This window comes from Achromobacter sp. RTa (assembly GCF_000757485.1).
In the GTDB taxonomy this organism is placed as follows: Bacteria; Pseudomonadota; Gammaproteobacteria; order Burkholderiales; family Burkholderiaceae_B; genus Achromobacter.
In genome coordinates this window covers 268,701-294,204 of sequence record NZ_JPYO01000042.1, presented here as the reverse complement: position 1 = coordinate 294,204, position 25,504 = coordinate 268,701, and the positions used below count along the sequence as shown (strand labels likewise).

General features: G+C 65.9%; 21 protein-coding genes. 6 read left to right on the top strand and 15 right to left on the bottom strand.

Annotated features, from left to right (window positions below; all coding sequences use genetic code 11):
* Window positions 1-63 precede the first annotated feature (63 nt).
* The 11 genes from JL37_RS19065 to apbC all read right to left on the bottom strand — a co-directional run bounded on the left by JL37_RS19065 (window position 64) and on the right by apbC (window position 10,861).
* Window positions 64-444 carry a hypothetical protein gene (locus JL37_RS19065; protein ID WP_043546130.1) on the bottom strand — a complete coding sequence of 127 codons (381 nt, stop codon included), beginning with the start codon at window positions 442-444 and terminating at the stop codon, window positions 64-66.
* A 22-nt stretch (window positions 445-466) separates the two neighbouring features.
* Window positions 467-1,630, bottom strand: coding sequence for a formate dehydrogenase subunit gamma (locus JL37_RS19060; RefSeq protein WP_043546129.1), 1,164 nt, complete (start codon window positions 1,628-1,630; stop codon window positions 467-469).
* Window positions 1,631-1,643: 13 nt separating this feature from the next.
* Window positions 1,644-1,868 carry a hypothetical protein gene (locus JL37_RS19055; protein WP_043546128.1) on the bottom strand — a complete coding sequence of 75 codons (225 nt, stop codon included), beginning with the start codon at window positions 1,866-1,868 and terminating at the stop codon, window positions 1,644-1,646.
* Window positions 1,865-2,509 (bottom strand): formate dehydrogenase FDH3 subunit beta, encoded by a 645-nt coding sequence (gene fdh3B, locus JL37_RS19050; protein WP_043546127.1) that lies wholly within the window; start codon window positions 2,507-2,509, stop codon window positions 1,865-1,867. Before fdh3B ends, JL37_RS19055 begins: the two co-directional genes overlap by 4 nt.
* Before the next feature lie 10 nt (window positions 2,510-2,519).
* Window positions 2,520-5,489 (bottom strand): formate dehydrogenase subunit alpha, encoded by a 2,970-nt coding sequence (locus tag JL37_RS19045; protein ID WP_043546126.1) that lies wholly within the window; start codon window positions 5,487-5,489, stop codon window positions 2,520-2,522.
* A gap of 13 nt (window positions 5,490-5,502) precedes the next feature.
* Complete coding sequence (locus tag JL37_RS19040) at window positions 5,503-5,706, bottom strand: hypothetical protein (RefSeq protein ID WP_043546125.1); 204 nt, start codon at window positions 5,704-5,706, stop codon at window positions 5,503-5,505.
* A 148-nt stretch (window positions 5,707-5,854) separates the two neighbouring features.
* Window positions 5,855-6,484: a molecular chaperone gene (locus tag JL37_RS19035; protein ID WP_043546124.1), complete on the bottom strand. Its 630-nt coding sequence runs from the start codon at window positions 6,482-6,484 to the stop codon at window positions 5,855-5,857.
* Window positions 6,481-8,577, bottom strand: coding sequence for a 4Fe-4S binding protein (locus JL37_RS19030; RefSeq protein ID WP_156124367.1), 2,097 nt, complete (start codon window positions 8,575-8,577; stop codon window positions 6,481-6,483). The genes JL37_RS19035 and JL37_RS19030 overlap by 4 nt, the downstream gene beginning before the upstream one ends.
* Window positions 8,574-9,197: a DUF3306 domain-containing protein gene (locus JL37_RS19025; RefSeq protein ID WP_043546123.1), complete on the bottom strand. Its 624-nt coding sequence runs from the start codon at window positions 9,195-9,197 to the stop codon at window positions 8,574-8,576. Before JL37_RS19025 ends, JL37_RS19030 begins: the two co-directional genes overlap by 4 nt.
* Window positions 9,194-9,760, bottom strand: a complete 567-nt coding sequence (locus JL37_RS19020) for a DUF3305 domain-containing protein (protein ID WP_043546122.1) — start codon at window positions 9,758-9,760, stop codon at window positions 9,194-9,196. Before JL37_RS19020 ends, JL37_RS19025 begins: the two co-directional genes overlap by 4 nt.
* Before the next feature lie 12 nt (window positions 9,761-9,772).
* On the bottom strand, window positions 9,773-10,861 hold the full coding sequence (gene apbC, locus JL37_RS19015) for an iron-sulfur cluster carrier protein ApbC (protein WP_043546121.1): 1,089 nt from the start codon (window positions 10,859-10,861) through the stop codon (window positions 9,773-9,775).
* Window positions 10,862-11,206: 345 nt separating this feature from the next.
* On the opposite strand from apbC, the gene JL37_RS30740 reads away from it, so the two are divergent.
* From JL37_RS30740 to JL37_RS19000, 3 genes are read left to right on the top strand one after another with little or no spacing between them, the layout of a single operon-like run.
* Window positions 11,207-11,677 carry a type III secretion system chaperone gene (locus JL37_RS30740; RefSeq protein ID WP_043546120.1) on the top strand — a complete coding sequence of 157 codons (471 nt, stop codon included), beginning with the start codon at window positions 11,207-11,209 and terminating at the stop codon, window positions 11,675-11,677.
* A 10-nt stretch (window positions 11,678-11,687) separates the two neighbouring features.
* The gene (locus JL37_RS19005; RefSeq protein ID WP_043546119.1) at window positions 11,688-14,435 is read left to right on the top strand and encodes a hypothetical protein; all 2,748 of its coding nucleotides are present in this window, start codon (window positions 11,688-11,690) and stop codon (window positions 14,433-14,435) included.
* A 24-nt stretch (window positions 14,436-14,459) separates the two neighbouring features.
* Window positions 14,460-15,032, top strand: a complete 573-nt coding sequence (locus tag JL37_RS19000; protein ID WP_043546118.1) for a hypothetical protein — start codon at window positions 14,460-14,462, stop codon at window positions 15,030-15,032.
* Between the two features lie 41 nt (window positions 15,033-15,073).
* Here the strand turns inward: JL37_RS19000 and JL37_RS18995 are convergent, their stop codons facing one another.
* Window positions 15,074-16,291: an MFS transporter gene (locus tag JL37_RS18995; RefSeq protein WP_043546117.1), complete on the bottom strand. Its 1,218-nt coding sequence runs from the start codon at window positions 16,289-16,291 to the stop codon at window positions 15,074-15,076.
* A gap of 95 nt (window positions 16,292-16,386) precedes the next feature.
* Between JL37_RS18995 and JL37_RS18990 the strand changes: the two genes are divergently transcribed.
* Both JL37_RS18990 and JL37_RS18985 read left to right on the top strand, forming a co-directional pair.
* Window positions 16,387-17,325: a LysR family transcriptional regulator gene (locus tag JL37_RS18990; RefSeq protein WP_043546116.1), complete on the top strand. Its 939-nt coding sequence runs from the start codon at window positions 16,387-16,389 to the stop codon at window positions 17,323-17,325.
* Between the two features lie 180 nt (window positions 17,326-17,505).
* Window positions 17,506-18,933: a carboxylesterase gene (locus tag JL37_RS18985; RefSeq protein WP_043546115.1), complete on the top strand. Its 1,428-nt coding sequence runs from the start codon at window positions 17,506-17,508 to the stop codon at window positions 18,931-18,933.
* Window positions 18,934-18,936: 3 nt separating this feature from the next.
* On the opposite strand, the gene JL37_RS30100 is transcribed toward JL37_RS18985, so the two are convergent.
* The 3 genes from JL37_RS30100 to JL37_RS18970 all read right to left on the bottom strand — a co-directional run bounded on the left by JL37_RS30100 (window position 18,937) and on the right by JL37_RS18970 (window position 23,090).
* Complete coding sequence (locus tag JL37_RS30100; protein WP_197064632.1) at window positions 18,937-21,462, bottom strand: TonB-dependent siderophore receptor; 2,526 nt, start codon at window positions 21,460-21,462, stop codon at window positions 18,937-18,939.
* Window positions 21,463-21,582: 120 nt separating this feature from the next.
* Window positions 21,583-22,587, bottom strand: coding sequence for a FecR domain-containing protein (locus tag JL37_RS18975; RefSeq protein ID WP_052097376.1), 1,005 nt, complete (start codon window positions 22,585-22,587; stop codon window positions 21,583-21,585).
* Window positions 22,584-23,090 (bottom strand): sigma-70 family RNA polymerase sigma factor, encoded by a 507-nt coding sequence (locus tag JL37_RS18970; protein WP_043546114.1) that lies wholly within the window; start codon window positions 23,088-23,090, stop codon window positions 22,584-22,586. Before JL37_RS18970 ends, JL37_RS18975 begins: the two co-directional genes overlap by 4 nt.
* A 234-nt stretch (window positions 23,091-23,324) precedes the next feature.
* Between JL37_RS18970 and JL37_RS18965 the strand changes: the two genes are divergently transcribed.
* Window positions 23,325-25,502 carry a TonB-dependent siderophore receptor gene (locus tag JL37_RS18965; RefSeq protein ID WP_231570382.1) on the top strand — a complete coding sequence of 726 codons (2,178 nt, stop codon included), beginning with the start codon at window positions 23,325-23,327 and terminating at the stop codon, window positions 25,500-25,502.
* Window positions 25,503-25,504: the final 2 nt, after the last annotated feature.

The window sequence follows — 25,504 nt, the reverse complement described above, 5'->3', positions numbered from 1 at the left end:
ATGGGCCAAGTCTAAAACAAAGGCCCGGCGCGCAAGGGCCGGGCCCGATGCTCGCAACGGGATTCAAGGCTTGGGCTTGCCCTCGGCGGCCGGGGTGCTGGTGCTGGGCGGCTGCGTGGCCGTGCCCGCGGGAGAATGGGCGCCGGAGGTCTCGCGCGGCTTTTCCTCGGGTCGGGTATAGGCGAAAGGCCCGGGATCGTGGCAGCCTGCCGTGGCCATCGGCGGACGGGTGGTCTTGCCGGCGGCCTTGGTCTGTTCGTAGTACAAGGCGGCGACGCGATCCTGCGCTTGGCAGAGTTTGTAAGCGTCCACCTTGGCCGACCAGGCGGCCTTGGCTGCGGTCTCGGCTGCGCGAGCCTGGGCTTCGGCGCTGGGAGGGGGAAGCTTGGCATGGGCCACCGGCGCGGCGGCCAGCACGAGGAGTATTGCGGCGATCTTTTTCATGCGGACTCCTTGCGCCGGACCGTCAGGCGCCGGCCGGGCGGGTGGGGCGCGATTTGGCGCCTTTGTCTGGCGTGCGCTGGGCCGGGATCTTGCCGGCCTTGATGTCGTCATACCAGAGCTCGTGGTGTTCGCGCGCCCAGGCTTCGTCGACATAGCCGGTCTTCATCGCCTTGAACGCGCCTTGCATGCCGATGGTGCCCAGGTAGATATGGCCCATGATCATGCAGGTCATGAGGATCACCGATACGGCGTGGACCATGTGGGCGATCTGCATATTGCCGCGTGAATAGTCCAGGCCGGGCGCGACCTTGTCCAGGAACAGCCCCGACAGGACCGCGATCAGCCCCAGGAACATCATCCCGCCCCAAAACATGATTTTTTCGCCGGCATTGAAACGGTGCGACGGCACGTGCGCCGTTCTCAGGAGCCCGCCGCCCTTCTTGAGCCAGATCAGATCGTAGCGGCGCGGGATATTGTCCTTGATGAAGGTCAGCAGCACCACGACGAGAGACACCGCGAACACCGGCCCGACGAAGTTGTGCGTGGTTTTCAGGACCCAGGTCATCCAGCCGTACAGGGCGCTGCCCATGACGGGCAGCAGGAAGAACTTGCCAAAGGCCATCACGATCCCCGAGATCGCCAGGATCACGAAGGCCGTTGCATTGACCCAGTGCGCGGCGCGCTCGAAGTAGGTGAAGCGCTCGATGCGGCGGCCGGTCGGGGCCTCCCGCAGCTTGATCGAGCCCTTGCCCAGGAAGAACAGCAAGATGGCGACGAGGACGATGAGCAGCAGGCCGCCGCCGTACGGGATGATCCAGTGGTTGCGGACCTGGCGCCAGGCTTCGCCGGCGGTCGTGAATTTCGAGCCGGGGTACTGCACGAATCGCTGGATCAGGACGCCGGCCTCGGGCGCCTGGCTGTGCGGCAGGCTGGAATAGCCGGGCTCTCCGGAGTTGACCTTGCGCCACATCGGCGCATTGTTGCCCGGCTGGACCTTGGCGCGTTCGGCATTGGTCTGCTCGGCATAGCCCGGCAATTCATTGGCGTCGGGCTTGACCTCGAAGATGTTGGCGCTCTGGATGCCACCCAGCCCGCCGGCCGCAGGCTGCGAGGGGGCGTTCTGGGCGACTGCCGGCGCTAGGGCCGATGCGCAGATCGCCAGTGCCGCGATGAGTGACCGTATCATGGCAAGCTCCCGATCAATACACTCTCGTGTATTCGTTCTGGCCCCGTTGGGTGCGGGTCTTCATCTCTTGCTGCCAACTGCTTTTGTCGCCGGGCTTCCAGCCTGCGGCCGTGAAATTGCTGCCCGTCCCGTCATAGTAGGGTTTGCCGACGTTGCCCGAGTGCAATTCCTGGGAGGGCTCGCTGCAGGCCGACAGCAGGAGAACGGCGGTGGCCATGAGGGCGAGGCGGGCGTTCATGGCTTGGCCTTCGCGGGTTGGGATTGCTGTTGGCCGGCCGGCGGCTGGCCGGCCTGCTGCGAACCATAGGCAGTGCCCCAGCCCCAGACTTCGGCGCCCTTGCCGCGATGCAGGACTCGGGTGCGGAAGATGTCGGCCACTACGTCTCCGTCGCCGGCGAGCAGGGCCTTGGTCGAGCACATCTCAGCACAGGCCGGCAGCTTGCCTTCGGCCAGGCGGTTGCGCCCGTACTTTTCGAACTCCGCCGCGCTGCCGTGTTCCTCCGGCCCGCCCGCGCAGAACGTGCATTTGTCCATCTTGCCGCGCACTCCGAAATTGCCCTCGGAAGGGAATTGCGGCGCGCCGAAAGGACAGGCGTAGGAACAGTAGCCGCATCCGATACAGGTGTCCTTGTTATGCAGGACCACGCCTTCGTCGGTGCGATAGAAGCAGTTCACGGGGCAGACCGCCATGCAGGGCGCGTCGCTGCAATGCATGCAGGCCACCGAGATGGATTTTTCGCCCGGCACGCCATCGTTGAGCGTGACCACGCGGCGGCGGTTGACCCCCCAGGGAACTTCATGTTCGTTCTTGCAGGCGGTGACGCAGCTATTGCACTCGATACACCGTTCCGCATCACAGACAAATTTCATGCGAGCCATTGCGCTCTCCTTAAGCTCTTTCTATGTTGCAGATGGTGGTCTTGGTTTCCTGCATCATCGTCACGGAGTCGTAGCCGTACGTGGTGCCGGTGTTCACGGCCTCGCCGCGCACGATGGGCGCGGCGCCTTCGGGATAGTGGGCGAGCAGGTCCTGGCCTTGCCAGCGGCCCGAAAAGTGGAAAGGCATGAAGGCGGTGTCGGCGCCCACGCGTTCCGTGACCAGGGCCTGCACATTCAGGCGCGCGCCCGTGGGCGTCACGACCCAGCAGCGATCGCCGTTGCGGATGCCGCGGTCGGCGGCCGCCTTGGGGTTGAGCTCGACGAACATTTCCTGCTGCAGTTCGGCCAGCCACGGGTTGGAGCGCGTTTCCTCGCCACCGCCCTCGTACTCGACCAGCCGGCCCGAGGTGAGGATGAGCGGGAATTTCTCGTACAGCTTTTCGGCAACGTTCTTCTGCTGCAGCGAGGTGTACAGCGTGGGCAGGCGCCAGAACGTTTTCAGGTCGGCCTGGGCCGGGTACTTTTCGACCAGGTCCGGACGCGTGCCGTAGATCGGTTCGCGGTGCTGCGGAATCGCGTCGGGGAAGTTCCAGACCACGGCGCGCGCCTTGGCGTTTCCGAATGGGTAGCATCCGTGTATTTTCATGACCACGCGGATGATGCCGCCGGACGGATCGGTCTTCCAGTTCTTGCCTTCGGCCGCCGCCTTTTCCTCCGCCGTGAGATCGTCCCACCAGCCCAGCTTCTTCAGCAGCACGTGGTCGAACTCGGGATAGCCGGTGGTGAGGTCCGCGCCCTTGGAGTGCGAGCCGTCCTCGGCCAGCAGGTTCACGCCATTGCGTTCAACCCCGAAGTTGGCGCGGAAATTTCCGCCGCCGTCCATGACGTTCAAGCTGGTGTCGTACAGGTTGGCCGTGCCCGGGTGTTTCAGGCTCGGCGTGCCCCAACAGGGCCAGGGAAGGCCGAAGTAGTCGCCCGTCAGGTCGTAGCCGGTTTCGGCATCCTTGCCTCCCTTGGCGCGCAGCGTCTTTACATCGAACATCTGCATGTTGCGCATGTGCGCCTTCAGGCGTTCGGGGCTCTGGCCGGTATAGCCGATGGTCCAGCACGTGGCGTTGATCTCGCGCAGGATGTCCTCGACGACCGGCTCGTCCATGTCCTTGACCTTCTGCATCTTGTAGTTCTTGCAGAGTTCTTTGCCGAAGCCCAGTTTCTCGGCAAGCTGGTACATGATCATGTGGTCGGTGCGGCTTTCCCACAGCGGTTCGATGACTTTTTCGCGCCATTGCAGCGAGCGGTTCGACGCGGTGCAACTGCCGTTGGTCTCGAATTGCGTGGCGGCGGGCAGCAGATAGACCGCCCGGTTGGGGTTGAGGTCCTCCGCCTTGCCGGGCATGGCGGCCATCGCGGCGGTGGCGGACGGATAGGGGTCGACCACCACCAGGAGATCCAGCTTGTCCATGGCGCGCTTCATTTCCAGTCCGCGCGTCTGCGAGTTGGGCGCGTGCCCCCAATAGAACACGGCGCGCAGATTGGTTTCCTGGTCGATGAGGTCGGGGTTTTCGAGCACGCCGTCGATCCAGCGCGACACGGTGATGCCCGGCTTGGTCATCATGGCCGGCGACGCATAGCGGCCCTTGATCCATTCGTAATCGACGCCCCAGATGTGGGCGAAGTGCTTCCAGGAACCTTCGGCCAGGCCGTAATAGCCCGGCAGCGAATCCGGGTTGGGGCCCACGTCGGTGGCGCCTTGCACGTTGTCGTGGCCGCGGAAGATGTTGGCGCCGCCGCCCGACTTGCCGACGTTGCCCAGCGCCAGCTGCACGATACAGGAGGCGCGCACCATGGCGTTGCCGATCGAGTGCTGGGTCTGGCCCATGCACCACACGAGCGTGCCGGGGCGGTTTTCGTGCATCAGCTTGGCCACCTTGAACATGGTCGCTTCGTCGACGCCACAGGCGTCCTCGACCTTGTCGGGTGTCCATTTGGCCAGGATGTCGGCCTTGACCTGGTCCATGCCGTAGACGCGCGCGTCGATGTACGCCTTGTCTTCCCAGCCGTTCTTGAAGACGTGGTACAGCAGGCCGAACAGGAAGGGGATGTCGGTGCCCGAGCGGATGCGCACGTAATGGTCGGCCTTGGCCGCGGTGCGGGTGAAGCGCGGGTCGACCACGATCATCTTGCAGCCGGTTTCCTTGGCGTGCAGCATGTGCAGCATCGATACCGGGTGAGCCTCGGCGGCGTTGGAGCCGATGTACAGCGCCACCTTGGAGTTCTGCATGTCGTTGTACGAATTGGTCATGGCGCCGTAGCCCCATGTATTCGCAACGCCGGCCACCGTGGTCGAGTGGCAGATGCGCGCCTGGTGGTCGCAGTTGTTGCTGCCCCAGAAGCTGACGAACTTGCGCAGCAGATACGATTGCTCGTTGTTGTGCTTGGAGGAGCCGATCCAGTAGACCGAGTCGGGCCCGCTTTCCTTGCGCAATTGCATCAGCTTGGCGGTGATCTCCGCGTAGGCGGTGTCCCAGCTGATGCGCTGATATTTGCCGTTGACCAGCTTCATGGGATACCGCAGGCGGTGCTCGCCGTGCCCGTGCTCGCGCACGGATGCGCCCTTGGCGCAATGCGCGCCCAGGTTGATGGGCGAATCGAACACCGGCTCCTGGCGCACCCAGACGCCGTTCTCGACGACGGCGTCCACCGCGCATCCCACGGAACAGTGCGTACAGACGGTGCGGCGCACTTCGATCTTGGTGTTGCCGATGGCCACCCCGTTCTTGCCTTCGGCTGCTTCCGCCCGCTTGAGCAGCGACAGCTGGGTGGCGGCAAGGCCGGCGCCCACGCCCAGCCCCGAGCGGCGCAGGAAAGAGCGGCGGTCCATGGTGGGCAGCGCTTGCGCCATGCCGCGGCGCAGGCTCTGAACGAATCGCGACTCGGAGGCGCCCGCAGCGGCTCCGCTGGTTTTCTTGGTCAGCAACATGCCGGGCTCCGTATCAAACGAGGGTGGTCTTGTAGTAGCGCTTGACGTGTTCGCTCAGTCGATAGCCGCCGCCCTGCTCGGGCGCGGGCTGCGCATCCGCGGCAGCCGGCTTGGCCTGTACACCGGGGAGAACGACGGCCCCTACGGCAGCGGCGCCTACCGTGGCCGTACCCGCGAAGAATTTGCGGCGCGAACGATTGGTCGGGCTTTGCGACATGGTCGTCTCCTGGTATTTAGCTATGAAATTCTTTGCATAATGTACCCCGTGCCCCTGGGCAGGACAACCGCCTAACGGACGAGTCGCAGGTTGCACCGCACAATAGCGGATGCCGAATTGCAGACGGGAATCAGTTCACTTCGGCCGGTCATCCCAGCATATCGAACCCTTGGGCCTCGACGCTCGCGAATGCCTGGATAAAGGCCGCCGACCGCGCGTAGAAGCGCGCGGCGGGGTGGGCGGCAATGGCCGCGGCCATGTCGTGGACCCAGGGCTGGATGTGCGCGCTGAAGAACTCGCGCTGGCGGGCCAGGTTGGACACGCTGGCATCGTCGCCGGCGATCAGGTAGCGCATGACCTCGCACAGGAAGGCGATGTGGTCCTCGGTTTCGGACACGGAGGGGTCGCGCGCTAACCCCAGCGCCTGCAGGTCGTTGCGCAGTCCGACCAGGGGCTTTTCATTCAGGAAGCCGGTCAGGTAGTGTGAGCCGAACAGATAGACCTCCGGTTTTCCCATACCGCCGAACAGGGCGTCGTACTCGGCGGCGATGGCGGCGTCGTCCAGGGCCCGCGCCTCGCGCATCAGGTCCTGCCACGGGGTTTCGAGGAAACTGCCCGCATCCGGCGCGTGCGGCTCGGCCTGGCGCAGGGCCTCCAGCAGTTCGGGCGGCGGCGGAGCGTAGAACAATTGGGCCAGCAGGCCGTAGATGTCGGCGCGGGCGACTTCCTCGTCGAAATCCGAAGGAGGGGGGATGGCGGCGGACGCGGAAACGGTCATAGTTGCGTGATCTTGGTTTCGTTTTCGGACGAGTACAGTTCGATGACGCGGCAGTCGCCGCACATCTTCAGGCGTTCGAGCGCGGCTCCCTGGAACATGGAGTGGCCCGCCAGTCGGCCGAGCATGGCTTCGACGCCCTTGACCGTGCCAAAAGGCTTGTTGCAGCGCACGCAGTGAAAGGGCTGGGTCTCGTTGACGACGACGGCTTCCTTGCGCTGGGGCGTCAGCAACAGGCGGGGCGCCAGCTTGATCGCCTGCTCTGGGCAGGTGGTGACGCACAGGCCGCATTGCACGCAGTTCTTTTCCAGGAAGCGCAGCTGCGGCGCCTGGGGATTGTCCAGGAGCGCGCTGGACGGACAGGCGCCCACGCAGCTCATGCAAAGCGTGCAGCGTTCGCTATCGACTTCCAGCCCGCCCAGCGCGGCTCCCGTCCCCGGGGCCCCGGCAGGCAGCGGGATGGCCTGCGGCAGCGGGGCCGGAGCATGGGCGATCAGGTGGTCCAGCGCCAGTTCAAGCGTGGTCCGCTTTTCCGGCGCCACGGCATGGCGCGCGTGTTCGGCGGGCGCCTGCGGCTTGCCGCCGGCCAGCGCAAGCAGCGTCCGGTCCAACCCCGCCGCGTCGGATTCGCGGATCAGGTGCAGATGTCGCCCGGCATAACCCAGGCCGTTTAGCACGGTTTGGGCCACGTCCATCTGTGCGGCCAGGCCGTCCAGGTATTGCGGCGCTTCTTCGCCGGTGGCCAGTACGGCGATCTGGCTGGCGCCGTAGGCCACGGCCGAAAGCCAAAGATCAGCGCCCAGGCTTGCGGTATGCCAGAGCGATACCGGTATGACGTTGGCTGGAACGCCATGGGCCACGCCCAGCGAGGCAGCGCGGCCGAGCTGGCCGATGAGGTCCTGGCCTTGGTCCTGGCTGTGCAATAGCACGATGGCGTCCCGGCCGCCCGCTCGCGCGTAGGTCGACAGCAGCGTGCGCAGGCGCACGCCCTGATCGGTCGCGCGGGGATAGCTGTAGCTGATGGCCCCGGTTGGACAGACGGTGGTACAGGCGCCGCAGCCGACGCAGAGGTTGGGATTGACCTTTATCTGCTGGTTGCGGACATCGCTGGAAATCGCTTCGGCGGAGCAGATCTGCACGCAGGCGTCGCAGCCCACGGTGCCATTGCGGCTATGGGCGCAGAGCTTCTGCTTGTAGTCGAAGAACTTGGGTTTTTCGAACTCGCCCACCATGTCGCGCAGCCGCAATAGCACGCCCGCATCGGTGCCGTCCCAGGTGAAATAGCCTTGCGGCGGCGCATGGCGGGTGAATACCGGATGCGTGCCAACGTTCAGCACCAGGTCGAAGGTTTCGGCGTAGGTTTCCGGCGGGCGGTTGAAGTCGATCGCGCCCGCCACCTTACAGGAGGCGACGCAGTCCCGGTGTGATCGGCATCGCTCGGCGTCGACCTGGTAGTCCAGCCCGATCGCGCCTTCGGGACAGGCGGCCAGGCAGGCGTTGCAGCGGGTGCAGAGATCCAGGTCGATGGGATTGTCCTGGGTCCATTGCGCTTCGAAGGCGCCCAGCCAGCCGGTCACGGCCCCCAGCCGGCCGGACAGTATGGGAAACCGCCGGTCCTGGGCGCCGCCGAGTCCGCCGAACCCTTGGGCGAATATCGTGACGTTCAGCACGTCGTCGAGCAGGGCGGCAGCCTGTTCGGCGCGGTCCAGCGGGCCGATGATCAACAGGCGGCCCGCGCTTTTGTACGTGACGGTCGCAACGGGATCCGGATCGGGCAGATGGGCCGCCGCAAGCAGCGCCGCCAGCTTCGGCATGGCCTGGCCGGCGTCGCGGCTCCAGCCGCCGGTCTCGCGGATATTGATGAACTTCACCGGAGCGGCCGCGCCTTCGGTGGCCGCTCCCAGTTCCGCGAACAGGCGCTTTTCCTGCGTACAGGCCACCACGACATCGCTTTCACCGCGTATGGCTTGCTGGAAGGCTCCCGCGTCGAGGCGGCACAGCGTGGAATGCAGGGTCAGGGTTTCGCCCAGCGCCTTGCCCAGCGCGTCGGGCGCGAGAGGCATGGTGCGATTGCAGTCGCAGATGAGTGTGGTCATGGCTTGGTTCTCGCAGGCGGCTCCGGCACGGCGGCGGAAGCGGGGCTGGCGGGGGAATCGGCGGGCGCCGGCAAGGCGGAGGCGGCATCGCCGCCCGGGTCCGCCAAGCCGGCATCATTCGTTTCCGGCTCGTTCCCGCATGCGGGCGCCGGGGACGCTTGCTCTCCATTGGTCAGGGCGGTGGCGCAGCGCGCCTCTTCCTCGAAAAAGCCGAGGACCTTGGCTACGGCCATCTTGCGCAGGGCGGATTCCGGCAGCGGCGCCAACTGCGAATAGTCGTCTATATAAGTGTCCAGCCCGTCCATTACGTTGTAATGCGGGTCTGCAAACAGCTTCTTGAGCGCCGCGTTCTTGACCTCGGGCGTCACGCCGCGGATCACGAAGCGGCTGAAATCGGAGTCGGGCGTGAGTTCGAGGACGTCGTCCATCGTCGGAGGCTCGGGTTCGGCCTGGGGGATGTGCGGTTGCTCGGGCGGCGCAAGCGGCGTTGCGTCGGCCTCGGGCATCTCTCCGGCCTCGGATGGGAGCGCCGGCGCTTCTTCCCGGATCCCACCTTCCCGCGCCTCGATTTTCCTGCGCGACCAGCGGTGCAGGAAGCCTGACCGGCGTTCTTCGTTCATGATTGCTCGCCGCCGAATTTCTTGTGGGTGGTGACGGAGGCCGGGTTGCCGAAGCGGTCCTGCAGCGATTGGAAGCTGGCCGGGCGCCGCCGCCGCTTGGGCTCGGGCACGTAGTAGGTGGCCACGAAGGCCTTGATCCACGCCACGATATCGGGCGGCGCGGGTATCTGTTCCACGGTTTCCTGGGCGTCGAGCCAGCGTCCGGCATCGTGATAGCTCAAGGTGACGATTTCCGGGCGCGCCAGGCATTCCTCCGCCACGGAAGGGCTTTCTTCCATGCGCCACAGCACGAACCAACAGGGGGCGGGGGCCGACGCGTTGAGCAGATAACCTTCCGCGTCGTCCTTGAATAGGCGCACGGTGAAGCCCGGATGCAGCCAGCGCTCCTGGGCGTCGTCCCGATAGAGCAGGCGCGGCGCGGCGCCGAAGCCCGGTTCGTTGATCACGACGTCTTCGAGCACCCACCGCCAATCCTGCCAGCGGCTCATGGGGCCGGTGATGCGCTCTTTGCGCATCAGCACGGCGACTTCCAGCGTAAGGGGGAGGGGCGGGAAGGTTTCCATGAGCGTCTTCCGTCACGCCCGCTTGATGGAGATGGCCGAGAATTTCGAGGAGTAGTCCTTGTCCATGTCCGCCACGGCCACGGCCACCTGGCGCGCCAGGGACTTGTACAGGCCGGCGACCTCGCCATCGGGGTCGAAGACCACCGAAGGCCGCCCGCTGTCGGCCTGGAGGCGGATATCGATGTCCAGCGGCAGCGCGCCCAGATAGTCCAGGCCATAGTCCGCCGCCATTTTCTGGCCGCCGCCCGAGCCGAAAATGTGCTCGACGTGCCCGCACTGGCTACAGACGTGCACCGCCATGTTTTCGACCACGCCCAGGATCGGGACACCGACCTTCTCGAACATCTTCACCCCCTTGCGCGCGTCCAACAGGGCGATGTCCTGCGGCGTGGTGACGACCACGGCGCCGGTGACGGGCACCTTCTGGCTGAGCGTGAGGTGAATGTCGCCGGTGCCCGGGGGCATGTCGATGACCAGGTAATCGAGATTCTTCCAGTTGGTCTTGCGCAAGAGCTGTTCGAGCGCCTGCACGGCCATGGGGCCGCGCCAGATCATGGCTTCATCGGCGTCAACCAGGAAGCCGATGGACATGACCTGCACGCCGTAGTTTTCCAGCGGCTCCATGGTGTCGCCGTCTTCGCTCTGGGGGCGGCCTTCGATGCCCATCATCAGCGCCTGGCTGGGGCCATAGATATCCGCGTCGAGCAGGCCCACTCGGGCGCCTTCGGCGGCGAGGGCGAGCGCCAGGTTGACGGCCGTGGTGCTTTTCCCGACCCCGCCCTTGCCGGAGGCGACGGCGATCACGTTCTTCACGTTGGGCAGGAGCGCGACGCCCCGCTGCACGGCGTGGGCCGTGATGACGCTTTGCAGATTGACGGATACGTTCTGGACGCCGGGGACCGCCTTCGCCGCGCCAATCAGCGCGCGGCGCAAGGCCAGTATCTGGCTTTTGGCGGGATAGCCCAGTTCGACATCGAAGGAAACGTCGCCGTCGGGGCTGATTTCCAGGTTCTTGACCGCACGCGCCGAAACGAAGTCCTTGCGGGTGTTGGGGTCCAGGCAGGCTTGCAGCGCTTTGAGCAGGGTATCGGAGGCAACCATCGGGCTTCTTATGAAGGATGACGACAACAAATAGGTGCACCTTCAGGAGCGTCTTGCCCCTGGATGACCTGGGCAATCCATCTTAGCAGAGGCGGCAGTACGCAGCGACGGGTCTTTCAGCGGCTGGATTTCCCTGCGGGCCGCGCGGCCCGAGTGGAAAGAAAAGCGCGGGCCGCGTGGCGTTTTCCTAGGGGTTTTCCCTCGATGAAAAGAGCCCGCGTTGACGCCGGATATGCGCGGTCGGTGGCTGGCCCGGGGAACTTCCCGATCGGCCCTGTTACTCAGGCAGCATCCAAACACGTTCGCGCCGCGATAGGCGCAATCTCCACGGTTGAGGAATTCCGGATGTCCAGGCAAAACCTGCAAACGCTTCTGCAACGCTTCGGCCAGATGGTCGGCATTTCCGGCATGGCGCTGGACGACGACGGTTATTGCCAGCTTCGGCTGGACGGTAAGTTGGATATCTCCGTCGAGTTCATCGAGGACGGCGAGCAGGCGGTCTTCACCGCGCGCTGCGGGGCCTTCGACGACCATAACCGCGCCCGCGTGCTGCAACAGATCGCGGACGCCAATTTCTATTGGGTCGGCGCCGGCGGCGGCACCTTATCGACCAATTCGCGGGAAGGCATGGTGTACCTGCAGTTCCGCGAACCTACCGCGCAGATGGACCAGGCCCGCCTGGAGAAACTGCTGCAGGCGTTGGTCATGAACGCCGAGCGCTGGGCCGGCCGCCTGGCCGATCCCGCGCCGGAATCCTCCCCCGCGCCGGCGCCCGACACCGCCGCTCCGGGCGGCATGGTCGCCCGTTGGGCTTGAGGAGAGCACCGTGCCCGGCATACAACTGAACACCTTCGCCAACCATGCGCAGGCCGGCGCTGATTCACGTTTGGCGCTGGATGGCGAAGGGGGCCTGCAAACCACCGGAAAGCGCAACGTCGGCAACATCTTCGCCCGGGCGTGGGATTGCATCACGCGCAGCGACGCGCAAGTCGCGGCCAACAAGGCGACGACCAGCAGCTTCGTCAGCGCCTTGCGCGAACAGTACGGCGACGAGATCGCCAACGTCATGTCTCGCGACCTGCAGGCCCACCTGTCCAAGGGCAGGCCGTTGACCGGCTACAGGATCGAGCAGGTGCTGGCCAAGGCCGAGCGGATCGCCAACTGCATCCAGGCGCAGAACCGCCAGTTGCTTGACGAGTGCCTGCCCGAGCTGACCGATTGGGCCTTGCGCGCGATGGGCGACGACACCCATCCCGGCGTATTGAGCCGCGGGCAGGCCGAGCAGGCGCTGCGCCACGCCATCGAAGGTTCCCCAGCATTCCAGCAGCATCCGTTCCAGAACGCGGTGCATTTCGTGATGGACATGTTCGGCGAGGACGGCGTTGGGCAGGCCACACAGGAATTCCTCGCCCACTTCAAGGGCGCCGCCAAGCAGGCGCTGGAACACGAGGTCTCGGCTCGCCTGATGCCGGGCAGCACCGCGTTGCGCGACGCAAGCGGCGACAGCGCGGTCGACCACTGCTTCGACACGCTGCCCGACGAGCCGCGCGGCAAGCTCAAGGAGATCGAAGCCTATCTTGGCGGCATCATCAAGGAGTCGCTGCGTATCGATGAGGATATGTCGCCGTCGAAGGTCGGCAGCTACGTCGGCATGCACGAATACCTGGAGGGCGGCGTCGAATATTTGCAGAGTCTCGATACGAGCGGCATGAACGATATCGAAAAGTCTTATGTCGAGGCCATGCGGGACGACGCCATTCACATGCAGGGGCTGATCAAGGACCGGCTGGGCCTGCAGGGCTTGACGTCCGATCAGATGCGCGCGCTGACCGATGTGAATCGCGAAGCCGGGATGCTGGAACAGGACATCGGCGAAAGCCGGCTGCGGGATGTCGAGCCGATGTGCCGCGACGTCGAGCGGAGCATCGGCGGCTCGCTGGAGATACTGCGCGGCGTGCAGCCCGGCAATGAGGAGGCCCGCATGACGCTGCAATCCGTCATGGATCGCGGCGAGCACGCCATGTCGGTCGCGCATGAGCTGCCCGGCGCCATGACTAAAGGCCTGCTGGGCGCAGACCTGGTCTCTTCCAAGCACGAAGCCCACGACGTCCTGGCGCGCCTGGGCGAGGGCGGCTTCGATGGTCCGGACATCGCTTGGATGCGTGCCCAGGGCCTGAACGTGGGCGATACCGTCATGCGCTTCTCCCCTCAGCAGATACAGCTGCTGAAGACCCAGGGCCTGGGCATCGAACTGGGGCTGCAGTACCTCGACAAGGGCGTGCCCATTCACCAGCGCACGTTGGTGGACGACTACCGCGATGAGCTGATCGTGGGCGAACCCAAGGCCCTGGGCGGCGGCCAGGTCAGCAAGCCGTACGACGTCACCTACGGCCGCGACCGCATGGTCTACAAGGAGCCGCTGATCAATCCCGAGACGGGCGAAGAAAGCGGATATGGGCCGTCGTCCCGGGTGCTGGGCATCGATCCGAAGCATCCGCAGATGACCGTGCGCAACGTCGCTACCCGGGTCGTCGATGAGCTGCTGGGCTTCAATCTCGTGCCCGACACGCGGCTGGGCCTGCTCGACGGAAAGCTGGGCATGGTCATGAGCTATGTCGATGGCATCGCGCCGCGCTATACCGTCGACGTGGACGATACGGAACGGCAGTGGGGGCAGATCAGCGCGGTGCTCGGGGACGAGATTCCCGACGTGCTGCAAGCCCTCAAGGACGGAGATCCGGACGTAATCTCCATGGTCAAGGACCTGATGGCGGCAAACGACAGCCGCTATGAGATGGGCGCTTTCGACGTCTCCGGCAGCGACAAGGGGCAGCGCATCCAGCAGCTGGCCAGCGGCACGCCACAGGAGCGGAAAGAGGCTCAGGCGCTGCTTCGCGGATTGCCGGGCAAGATCGAAGACGGCCGCGTCATACAGGAACTGCGCATCATCGCGGCGCGCCAGCGCGGCGACCGCGAGCTGGACTTCGACGACCCGGTCGTGCGGCGCGGCCTGGTGCAGCTGCAATTGCTGGACGCTCTGACCGCGCAGGGAGACCGGCATCAGGCCAACTACATCGTTACCCAGGATGACAAGGGCGGTTATACCGGTGTCATCGCCATCGACAACGACCAGGCTTTCGGCCCCAGGATCGACAATCCCAACGACCTGCTGCGCCGGACTTCCGGCCAGATGGTCATGGGACCGGACGGCGTGAGGCGCGGCGGCATGCAGGCCTTGAACGGCGTGATGTTGCCCGGCGTGGTCGATCGCGACATGAAGGCTGCTTTTGATCGTATGACTCCGGAGGGGCTGCGCGCCGCCTTGGCAGGCCTGCTGCCGGAGAAGGAAATCGACGTGGCCGTCCTGCGCCTGAACGTCATCAAGAGCCACCTGGAGCAGCTCGATGGCAACGGTATGGTCATCGATTCGAATGAATGGGGCAGCGACAAGGTGACGGCTGTTTTGCAGGACGAGCACAGCAGCTACGTGGCGCGCGACCGGAAGTACATCAATCAGCTGCGGCAGGAAGAAGATCTGGAACGGGAGATCCCCGAGCACCAGGACTCGGTCTGACCTGCGGGACGCCAAGGACACATCATGGACGCTACCAATACGCCATTCGGCGCCGCGGCGCTCGACGCCGCGAGGGCTTTGTACCAGGGCGAGGGGCTGGCGCTGCCGCCCGTGCCGGCTTCGCTGGTTCCGGGCCTGCGCCCGATCGGCGCCAATGCCTACGCCAGCCGCGATCTCGGCTGGACGTTATACGACTTCGGGAATTTCGTTGACGAGTTGCAGTCCGGCAAGACGGTCGAGCCATACGTGGCCTTCGGCCTGTCCGGGCATGGACTGGCCTTGCAGGCTGCCCATTATTACGCCGTCACCGCCCGTTGCGCCGTGCTGTTCCAGATGCGCTGGGGCACGCCGATGAACCGGCCGGAGCAGGACCGCCAGCGCCATGACGCGGTGCTTTCGCTCGGGCAGAAGCTGCTGGCCGCCGCCGACGCGCACGCGGCGTCAGGCAAAATGCCCGCCGGCCAGCGCATGGTGGCGGCGGAAAGCAGCTTCCACGGTTCGCGCTGGGCCTGGTTGCCGGCAGATGAGGCCATTTGGCATCCCAGCCGCGGCGGCGCGGTCATGGATGCCTTGGTCGCGGTGAAGCAACTGGGTTGACCTGGCGGCGGCGCGGCTTGCGGCCGTGCCGCCGGGGCGGTTCAAGCTTCGCATTGCGTCACGGGGGCCGGCCGGCGCGGCAAGGCCCGCAGCGCCAGGGCGCCGGCGGCAGTTGCGGTGGCCAGCGCCGTCACTCCGATCCAGCCCCAGTGGGCCAGCGCCATGCCGCCCAGTGCGCCGCCCGCCGCCATGCCGACGAACACGCCAGTCATGAGCACCGCGTTCAGGCGGCTGCGCGCGGCGGGATCGATGCCGTAGACGATGCTCTGGTGGGCGATCAACGACATCTGGATGCCCAGGTCGAAGCCGACGGCGCTTGCGGCGATCAGCCACAACGCGGCGGATGGCGGCAAGGCGGGCAGCAGCGCCATCGAGGCGAAGGATACGGCCGTAAGAGCGGCGCCCAGGCGGGCGAGCCGCGCGGGGCCGTGGCGGTCGGCCACGCGGCCGACCAGCGGCGCGGCCAGGGCGCCTGCCGCGCCCGCCAGGCCGAAGGCTCCGGCGGCATCCGCGCCCAGGTGGAACGGCGCGTCGTGCAGCATGACGGCAAGGGTGGACCAGAAGGCGCTGAATCCCATGTACAGCAGTCCTTGCGCAATGGCGCTGCGGCGCAGTTCCGAATGCAGGCGCCAGAGGGTGCCCAGCGAGCCGAGCAAGGCCCGGTAGGGCAGCCGGCTGGTCGGCGCGAAGCCGGGCAGATGACGCCACAGCGCCAGCGCCAGCACGAGAATCGCCAGCGCCGCCACCCAGAACATGACGCGCCAGCCGAGGTTCTCCGCGACGAAGCCGCCGACCACGCGCGACAGCAGGATGCCCAGCAACAGGCCGGTCATCACCGTGCCCACGATCGCGCCGCGGCGCTCGGCCGGCGCCAGCGTGGCGGCCGCGGGCACGATGTCTTGCGCCATGGTCGCCGCGACGCCGACCGTGAAACTGGCCGCCAGCATCAGGCTCATGCCCGGGGCGAAGCCGGCCAGCAACAGCCCGGCGGCAAGCACGATGGACTTGGCCAGGATGATGCGCTTGCGATCGTAGCGGTCGCCCAGAGGCGCCAGCAGCAATATGCCGAACGCATAACCAAGTTGGGTCAGGGTGGGAATCCAGCCCAGCGCGCCGGGCGCCGCGCCCAGCTCGGCGCCCAGCACTCCCAGCATGGGCTGGCTGTAGTAGAGGGAGGCCACGGCCAAGCCCGCGCCCACGGCCAGAAGCATGATCAGGCCGCGCTTCAGAGAGGGGTCGGAAGAATTCGGGGTAGACATGATGGAAGTCCGAGGAAGAGTGTGGCGCAGATTGTGTACCTCGATACGGACCGCTGGTAGCCCTGCCAGGGGTAGATCCGTTATACGATAGACGTATGACCAAGCCCCAAATCCCGGCGTTCGGCACCGACCGCATGCTGCTCATCGAGACCTTCGTGCGCATCGTGGAGGCCGGCAGCCTGTCGGCTGCCGCCGCGCAATTGGGAGGCACCCAGCCCACGGTCAGCCGGCGCCTGCAGTTGCTCGAACGCACCCTGGGCGTGCGCCTGCTGCAACGGTCCACCCATGCCATCCGCCTGACCGAGGACGGACAGCGCTGCTACGAACGCGCGAAGGATCTCATCGCCGGCTGGCAGTCCTTTGAGAGCGAGGTGCGCGGCGCGGTCGAAGAGCCGGCGGGCATGCTGCGCGTGGTCGCCCCGCACGCTTTCGGCCAGCATCAGTTCGTGGAGCCGCTTGCGCATTACCTGCGGCTGTATCCCAAGATGCGCGTCGAATGGCTGCTGCATGACCGCATGCCGGACTTCATCGCCGAAAACGTCGATTGCGCCTTGCGGGTGGGGCCCGTCACGGATCCTTCGGTGGTTGCGCTGAAACTGGGCGAGGTGCCGCGCATCGTGGTGGCTGCGCCCAGCCTGCTGCCGTCGGGAGAAGTGCCGCAGCACCCCAGGCAGCTCGCCGGGCTGCCATGGCTGGCGCTGCGCACGTTCTACCGCAACGAGGTCGCCCTCACGAACCTGGATACGGGAGAGGTGGCGCGTTTTGGCATCGAGCCCCGCCTGTCCACCGATGGCCTGCATGCGCTGCGCCGTGCCGCGGCGCTGGGTTTGGGCGTGGGCCTGGGTTCGGCCTGGGCCATGGCCGAGGACATCGCCCACGGACGTCTCGTGCACGCGGCGCCGCGCTGGCATGCCGAGCCGCTGCCGGTGTACCTGGTGTATGCGCCTTCGCGCTATCAGCCGGCGCGGTTGCGCCGCTTCATCGAGATCATGCGCGAGCACCTGCCGGCCGAGCTGCGCAACGTCGAGGCCTGAGGCGGCCGGGCGGCGCGGGGCTTGGGGCCGAGCCTTGCGTTCTTGTATCCGCCTTCGTAAGCTAGCCGCTTCAGTCAGTACTGCATTTCAAGCTGCCTCTTGGGGATTGGGATCATGTATCTGAGTAGCGGGTTGTCCACGGGGCCGCGGCATACCGTCTGGCGTCGGACCAGGAAGGCCTTGCGTGTTCTTGGCCTGGTCGTAGCCGTCTTCCTGGTCACGGCGATCGGAATGCGCCTCTACGACATCCGGCATGGCCCGCCGCTGGCCGTCTGGCATACCTACGTGCCCGAGGAACTGAGCCGCGACGCGTTGGACCACGGCACCTGGCGGGATTACCTGGAGCGCGAAAAAAAGATCTTCGCCGAGGTCCGCAAGCATGTGACCGACAAGCTGGAGCCGGAAGACCGGACCGAAAGCAATCGCTACTTCAGCGGCGCGGTGGTCTATCCCGAGCGTTTTGCCCATGACTGGAACCTTTCGTATGTGCTCGAGCCGGATGCGGAGCCTTTGGGGGTGGCGGTCCTTCTGCATGGCCTGACCGATTCCCCCTACAGCCTCAGGCATATCGCGGCGCATTACCGCGACGCGGGCTATGCGGTGGTGGCGATCCGCCTGCCGGGGCATGGAACGGTGCCCGGCGGCTTGACCGACGCAACCTGGGAAGACTGGTCCGCGGCGACGCGCCTGGCGGTGCGGGAAGCAAGGCGGCGCGTGCCCGCGCCCCGGCCCTTGCATCTCGTGGGTTTTTCCAATGGCGGGGCGCTCGCCCTGATGTACGCCATGGACGCCCTCGATGGGACCGGGCTGGCCCGTCCGGACCGACTGGTCCTGATATCGCCCATGATCGGCATTACGCAGTTCGCGCGGTTCGCGGGCCTGGCGGGCTTGCCGGCGATATTGCCGGCCTTTGCCAAGGCGGCGTGGCTCAGCATCGTGCCGGAATTCAATCCGTTCAAATACAACTCCTTCCCGGTCAACGCGGCGCGCCAATCGTATGAACTGACCCGCGTGCTGCAGGAGAATATCGCCACTCGGCAGCGCGAGGGTACGCTGGAACGGTTGCCGCCCATCCTGACATTCCACTCGGTGTTGGATTTCACGGTCAGCACCCGGGCGCTGATCAATGCGCTCTATGCCCGCCTGCCCGCCAATGGCAGCGACCTGGTGCTGTTCGACCTGAACCGCGCCACGAAGCTCGGGCCGCTGTTCCGGCGCGGCGTGGAATGGTCCCTGAGCGGCACGCTGCCGCGCGAACGGCACAACTATCGCCTGACCATCGTGACCAACGCCTCGTCGACGTCCAGCGACATGGTCGAGCGCATCAGCGAGGCGGGCGACACCCATGTAGTGGACCACGCCATCGGCATCCAGTATCCGCGCGAGATCTATTCGCTGTCGCACGTGGCCTTGCCGTTTCCGAGCAGCGATTCCCTGTATGGCCAGCACCCCGACAACATCGAGGAGTACGGCATCAGCCTCGGCGCGATCTCGATCAGGGGCGAAGTGGGCGCGCTGGTGAGCGGAATGGACTCCCTGGCAAGGCTGACGTCCAATCCGTTCTATCCCTATCTGATCAAACGCATAGACGGCGTCATTTCCCGATGACGCCTACATCCTGTACTGCACCGTCAGAAGATAATTCCGGGGCGCGCCGTAGTAGTTGTGGTCATAGCTGACGGACGTGTAGTACTTCTTGTCCGTCAGGTTGCCCACGTTCAGGGCAAGCGATAGCCGGTCGTCGAAGCGGTAGCCGATGCGCGCGTCCAATACCGTGTAGCCGCCTTGCACCCGGCCGTAATAGGCGAATCCGGAAGACTCGCTCTGCGTGGTGACGCCGGCGCCCACCGAATAGCGGCTCCATTCGCCCGGCAGGCGGTAGTTGGCCCACAGGCGCGCCAGGTGGCGGGGCACGCCCGTGTTGGCGGAAATGTCATAGCCGACCGCGGGAACGTCCTCGCCCTTGTGCTTGGTCTGCGTGTAGGTATAGGACGCGGCGAGTTGCAGGCCGGGCAGCACTTCGCCGCTTACCTCGGCTTCGAAGCCCTGGCTGCGCACCTGCGCCGTCGGACGGTAGCAGGTGCCGCCGCATTGCGCGTTGGCCACCTCCTCCGGGACGCCGCCATCTTCGAACGCCACCTTTTTCTGTTCGGTGCGAAATAGCGCGAATCCTACGTCGACGCGCCCGTCCAGCAGTTCGCCCTTCAAGCCCAGTTCGTAGTTCCTGCCCGTGACGGGGCTGAGGAAGGCGCCGGATGCGTCGCGCTGGCTTTGCGGGCGGAAGATGTCCGCGTAGTTGGCATAGGCCGACCATTGGTCGTTCAACGTGAGGACCGTGCCCAGGAACGGCGTGAACTCGCCCGTTTCCTTGGCCGTGGTTTCCGAATAGCCCCAGATGCCGTCGGAAACGTAGGTTTGCTTGTACCAGGAGAAACGTCCGCCCAGCACGATCGACAGCGGATCGAACAACTGGTAGCGCGCGGTGGCGTACAGGCCCTTTTTGTCGGACCGATAGCCGTCGTCCATCCGGTTGGCGGCGATGATCTGGTCGCTGTTCATGCCCGGCACGGTAACTGGCTGGTCATAGCTTGCGTTCAGGCTTTCGACGTTGCGGGCCCAGCCCCAGGTATCGTTGCTGCGCTGATGCGAGAAGTTCGCGCCCACCGTCAGGTCGAGCTTGCGGCCGAACAGGGTGGCGCCGCCCGTCAGGTGGGCGTCGCCGCCCAGATTCCTGGACTCCATGTCGAAGGCATAGGCGTCGCCGCGGAAAGTGTTGGGCGGCCCCAGCCTGCCTGTGCGCAGCAGGTATTTGATGTCGTTGGCCTCGTCCACCCGCACCAGGGCGGCCTTGAACTTCCAGCCATTGTCGAACCGGTGGAGCAGGTCAGCGTACCAGGTGTCCTGGGTCTTGTAGGCATGGTTCCAGGGGGCGCTCAGGTTGGTGGAGCGGGAGTAATCGGGCATGGAGCCGTCGCCGTAGTTGGGCAGGCCCGACCAGTCGATGACGCCGTACGGCTTTTCTCGGCTGTAGCCTATCCCCAGCGTGGTGGAGGGGCCCAGGTCGATGTCCAGAGCGCCGTAGATCGTCCGGTCGTTGGAGTCCAGGTAGTCGCGGAAGGATCCCGCGGTCTCGTAGTTCACCACGACCCTTCCGCGCACCGTGCCGCTTTCGTTCAACGGCCCTCCCAGGTCGGCCTGTGCGCCGTACTGGTCCCACGACCCCGCCTTGCCGGTCAGCGTCATCTGGAATTCCGGCGTCGGCCGCTTGCGCACCATATTGACGGAACCCGAAGGATCGCCCGCGCCTTCGAACAGCCCTTGCGGGCCGCGCATGATTTCCACGCGGTCGTAGATCGCGGTGTCGGAATTGAAGGCTGAGCCGCGCGCATAGAGCTGGCGCTCCAGCGGCACGCCGTCGAACTGGTAGCTCTGGATGAAGAAGCCCCGTGAATAGAACTGCCCGCCGGGTTCATTGGCCACCATGGAAACGCCCGGCGCGTTGCCCAGGGCCTCTCGGATATCGGTGATGTTCTGGTCGTCCATGCGCTGGCGGGTGATCACCGAGACGGCCTGGGGAATCTCGCGCAGCGATTGATCCCCCTTGGCGATCGTTACGACGTTCGAGGCATAGGAGCCCGATCCTTCCGTGGTGGCGAGATCCCGGCCTTGCACCGTGACGGGCGCCAGCGTGGATATCCCGGCGGCCGGGTGGATGCGGTATTGCCCCCGCGTATCCCGCAAGGCATCCAGGCCCGTTCCCGCCAGGGCGGCGTTGAGCGCGGCTTCCGGGCTGAGCGTTCCGTGCACGCCGGGGCTTAGGCGCCCGTCCACCAGGCCGGGCGGGCTGGCGAGCAGGATCCCGGATTCCGCGGCGTAGCGGGCCAGCACCGAACCCAATGGGCCTGCTGGAATGTCGTAATGGCGGGTCTGGCTGCTTGGCGTAGAGGGGCGGCCGGCGCCCTGGGCCTGTGCGATGGCCGCGGGGGCCCAGGCTGCGGCAGCGAGCAGGCCGCAGGCGCATGCGAGCCGGAAGGATACGCGCGCCGGCAAAGCCGGTTGCCGGGCACGTCCTTCGTGAGCGGGGCCGCGGAAAAGGGACAATGGAATGCGTGCCTGGGCGGGCGGACGGACGGACATGGGGGTTCCTCGGAAGCCGGGTTGTTCAGTGATCGGGTGACCTTTCATCCCGTTCATCGAACGAGCCGCCGAAAATAGGAACCTCGGTCCGAAAAAAACTTCCCCAAGCGTGCCGCGAGCCTACCGGGGCGTGACGCGGACCCACCACGGCATGGGGCGGCCGATGCGTATGGGCAATACCGATTCGAGCATGGCCAGCGCGCGATCCGGATCCGTCATCGGATAGCTGCCGAACACCGGCAGGTCGGCTACCTGGGGCGACACGGTCAGATACCCGCTGCGATAACGCTCCAGCTCACGCAGCACGGCGCCCAAGGGCACGTCTTGCGCGATGTAAAGGCCGCGCGTCGATGCTTCGCTTGCGGGGCTGGCGGGCTCCGCGGGAGATAGGCCCCCGCGGTCCAGGCGAGCCCGCCAGCCTGCCTGGATGATCGTGCTGGTGCCGTCGATGGCATGCGCCTGGACCGCGCCGTCATAGACCGCGATCCGGGTGTCCCCGTCTTCCAGCCTGACGGTAAAGCGCGTGCCCAGCGCGCGCAGCCGGCCTTGCGGCGTATCGACCACGAAAGGACGGCTGGCATCGGCGGCGGTGTCGATCAGGATTTCGCCGGCCACGAGCCGCAGGCGCCGCAGCGCCGGGGTGTAATCTTCGTCGAACGCGCTGGCCGTGCCCAGCCACACGCGCGTGCCGTCGCCGAGCAGGATCTCGCGCACTTCGCCGGTGGCGGTCCGGTGGTCGGCCGCCCAGGCCAGGAGCAGGCCCGGCAGTAGGGAAGGGCGCCAAGCCGCGCCGCCGGCCAGCCCGACGCCGGCGAGGGCGGCAAGCCCCAGTATCAGGCGGCGCCGGCCGGCATCGATGGTTGCCGAGCGGTACGCGCGAACCGTGCCCCGGGGATCGGGCGCCTTCCGGATGGGCTGGAACAGCTGGCCGACGCGATCCACGCGCGCCCATGCGGCGCGATGGGCTTCGGCGCTTTCGTGCCACGCGCGCCAGGCTTCCCGGTCGGCGGATGTGGCCTCGCCCGATTGCAGCAAGGCAAACCATTCTGCCGCCTGTTCAAGCGCGGCGCGCTCGGAGCTGGACGGAGACTGTTGCCGTTCAGAAGGCGCATCGGCGGCGTTCAAAGCGTTTCCAGGCAATGCAGCATCGCCTGCGCGATGTATTTGCGCACCATGCGCGTGCTCACGCCCAACTCGGCCGCGACCTCTTTTTCGCTCATTCCGCTGCCGACCGCCATGACGAAGGCGTGAGCGGCCTTGACGGGCAGGGTGCGCAGCAGGCGGTCTATTTCCTGGAGCGCTTCGAGCACGATCGCCTGGTGCTCCGCCGACGGAGCGCGGGCTTCGGGCTGCGCGGCGAGGGTGTCGAGCCAAGCCTGTTCGATGCGCCGCCGGCGCCACAGGTCGACGCACAGGCCTCCCGCCATCGTCCTCAGGTAGACGCGCGCTTCGGGCAGGCTGCCGAACTTGCGGGGCGTGGCGAGCAGCCTCAGGAATGCATCCTGCGCGAGATCCGCGGCGTCCGCCGCATTGCCGAGCCGCCGTCGCAGCCAGGACTGCAGCCACGGATGGTGATCGCAGTAGAGGGTCTCCACGCTGGGCGGGAAAGCGTAATCCGAAGTGTCCAAGGCCTTGAGCCGCCCATGCCGGCGGGTAATTCAATAAGAACGATAATTATTACCTGTTTGCCAAATTCTGGGCAAACATGAACCCGCCTCATTGGGCGCGAATCGTCCTAGATCGCCGCAGATGCTGACGAAAAACTGAATATGAAGAAGCCGTCCTTCGCTTTGAGTTTCGCCGTCGAAATATTGTAATCTATATAAAACTCATTCTTATTTGCATGTACTGAGGGGTACGGCTTGGCTAATCAACGCAAATTCCCGCAGGGCTCGCGCGCCCGGCGGCTTACGCCTGGACTGGCGCTTTCCCTGGTTCTGCCCGTTTCGGGCGCATGGGCGCAGGATGCGGGGCCGACCACGACCCTGCAGGCGGTCACGGTCACCGGAGGAGCGATCGTGGATGCCGAGCTTCCGCCAGCCTATGCGGGCGGGCAGGTGGCCCAGGGCGCAAGGCTGGGCCTGATGGGCAACCAGGACGTGATGGACACGCCGTTCAACGTCACCAGCTATACCTCCGAGCTCATCGAGAACCAGCAGGCCCGGACGCTCGCCGACGTCATGGCCAATGACCCTTCGGTCCGGTTCACGACTTCCAGCGGACACGTCTACGAGAATTTCCGCATCCGCGGCTTCGACGTCAACCAGAACGATGTGGCGATCAATGGCATGTACGGCCTGGCGCCCATGGGGCACGTGCCAGTGGAGTTCATCGAGCGGGTGGAGGTGCTGAAGGGGCCGAACGCCTTGTTCAGCGGTATGGCTCCCAGCGGCGCGGTCGGCGGCACGGTGAACCTGGTGCCCAAGCGCGCGGGCGATACGCCCAACGCCACGTTCGGCGTCGATTGGCAGTCCGATGGCCAACTCGGCACGACGATCGACGCCGGCCGGCGTTTCGGCGCCGGCAACGAATGGGGCGCGCGCGTCAACGGCGCCTTCAGCGACGGCGCCACCACGCTGGACGGCCAATCCAAGAAGCGTGAGTTCCTCTCCGCAGGCCTGGACTATCGCGGCAGCGCCCTGACGGCCTCGATCGACGCCTATCACAGCCAGGAATCCTTCACCGGCGGAACCCCGGCCATGTTCTGGTTCGGGGGATCCGTCGTGCCGGAGGCGCCCGATCCCCGCGTCAACCAGTTCAGCACGGGCTATGGCAGCGTGCAGAGCAATGCGGTGGTGGGGCGCGCAGAGTACCGTTTCAACGACAACGTATCGGCGTTCGCCGGAGTGGGCCGGCGCGACAGCCACCAGTCGGGCCTCATCAACGGCACCCATGCGCGGCAGATCGACGCGAATGGCAACTTCACGGGATCGATCGTCGGCCAGCGCGCCTATTCCGACAGCACCTCGGCCGAAGGCGGGCTGCGCACGCGCTTCAAGACGGGCAGCGTCGGGCATGAACTCGTCTTGCAGGCCTCCATCCTGGACACGGAGGATGGTTCGGCCACCGGCCCCGCTTCCATGTTCAAGTCCAACATCTACGATCCGATCACGCCCGTCATGCCGGCGGTGCCAAGCTACGCTCCCAAGACGAGCGAGAGCACGCTTTCCAGCCTGGCGCTGGTCGACACCATGTCGTTCTTCGACGATGCGCTGCGGGTGACGGGCGGGCTGCGCAACCAGCGCGTCAAGACCCGGAACTTCGACAAGTCGGGCAACGTGACGTCCCGCTACGACGAGGACGCCGTGACTCCCGCGGTGGCCGTGGTCGTCAAGCCCTGGGGGCCGGACGTTTCCCTGTACGCGAACTATGTGCAGGGCCTGAGCAAGGGAGACAGCGTCACCGATACGTCGGCGGCCAACTTCGGGCAGGTCTTCGCGCCGTACAAGACAGAGCAGAAAGAGCTGGGCGTCAAATGGAACGCCGGCGCCTTCGCCAATACGCTGGCGTTCTTCGAAATCACCAAGCCCACCCTGGTCAGCGATGGCTCTCCCGCCAACCCCACCTATGCGGACGGCGGCGAGAAGCGCGTCCGGGGGATTGAATGGAATACCTTCGGCGAACTCACCCCCGAAGTCCGCGTGCTGGGCGGGGTCACGTATACGCAAGGCACGCAAACCAAGACATCCTTCGGCCGGTACGATGGCAACACGGCGGTCGGCGCTCCTCGCTGGCAGGCGAATCTCGGCCTGGAATGGGACACCCCATGGGTGCCCGGCCTCACGTTCAGCGGCAGGGTGCAGGCGACCTCGAAACAATACGCGAACTCGGCCAACACGCTGGAGATCCCGGGCTGGGGGCAACTGGATCTGGGCGCCCGCTACGCCACCAAGGTGGGCGGCCGCGACGTGGTGCTGCGCCTGAACGTCAACAACGTGTTCGACAAGCACTACTACTCCGGAATCTTCAGCGACACGACTCCGATCGCGACCCTGGGGCCCGCCCGCAGCGTTACCGCGTCCGTCAACATGAGCTTCTGACC

Bases quoted from the DNA above. Each gene is read 5' to 3' on its own strand.
- JL37_RS19065 (WP_043546130.1), bottom strand. From the start codon at position 444: ATGAAAAAGATCGCCGCAATACTCCTCGTGCTGGCCGCCGCGCCGGTG.
- JL37_RS19060 (WP_043546129.1), bottom strand. From the start codon at position 1,630: ATGATACGGTCACTCATCGCGGCACTGGCGATCTGCGCATCGGCCCTA.
- JL37_RS19055 (WP_043546128.1), bottom strand. From the start codon at position 1,868: ATGAACGCCCGCCTCGCCCTCATGGCCACCGCCGTTCTCCTGCTGTCG.
- fdh3B (WP_043546127.1), bottom strand. From the start codon at position 2,509: ATGGCTCGCATGAAATTTGTCTGTGATGCGGAACGGTGTATCGAGTGC.
- JL37_RS19045 (WP_043546126.1), bottom strand. From the start codon at position 5,489: ATGTTGCTGACCAAGAAAACCAGCGGAGCCGCTGCGGGCGCCTCCGAG.
- JL37_RS19040 (WP_043546125.1), bottom strand. From the start codon at position 5,706: ATGTCGCAAAGCCCGACCAATCGTTCGCGCCGCAAATTCTTCGCGGGT.
- JL37_RS19035 (WP_043546124.1), bottom strand. From the start codon at position 6,484: ATGACCGTTTCCGCGTCCGCCGCCATCCCCCCTCCTTCGGATTTCGAC.
- JL37_RS19030 (WP_156124367.1), bottom strand. From the start codon at position 8,577: ATGACCACACTCATCTGCGACTGCAATCGCACCATGCCTCTCGCGCCC.
- JL37_RS19025 (WP_043546123.1), bottom strand. From the start codon at position 9,197: ATGAACGAAGAACGCCGGTCAGGCTTCCTGCACCGCTGGTCGCGCAGG.
- JL37_RS19020 (WP_043546122.1), bottom strand. From the start codon at position 9,760: ATGGAAACCTTCCCGCCCCTCCCCCTTACGCTGGAAGTCGCCGTGCTG.
- apbC (WP_043546121.1), bottom strand. From the start codon at position 10,861: ATGGTTGCCTCCGATACCCTGCTCAAAGCGCTGCAAGCCTGCCTGGAC.
- JL37_RS30740 (WP_043546120.1), top strand. From the start codon at position 11,207: ATGTCCAGGCAAAACCTGCAAACGCTTCTGCAACGCTTCGGCCAGATG.
- JL37_RS19000 (WP_043546118.1), top strand. From the start codon at position 14,460: ATGGACGCTACCAATACGCCATTCGGCGCCGCGGCGCTCGACGCCGCG.
- JL37_RS18995 (WP_043546117.1), bottom strand. From the start codon at position 16,291: ATGTCTACCCCGAATTCTTCCGACCCCTCTCTGAAGCGCGGCCTGATC.
- JL37_RS18990 (WP_043546116.1), top strand. From the start codon at position 16,387: ATGACCAAGCCCCAAATCCCGGCGTTCGGCACCGACCGCATGCTGCTC.
- JL37_RS30100 (WP_197064632.1), bottom strand. From the start codon at position 21,462: ATGTCCGTCCGTCCGCCCGCCCAGGCACGCATTCCATTGTCCCTTTTC.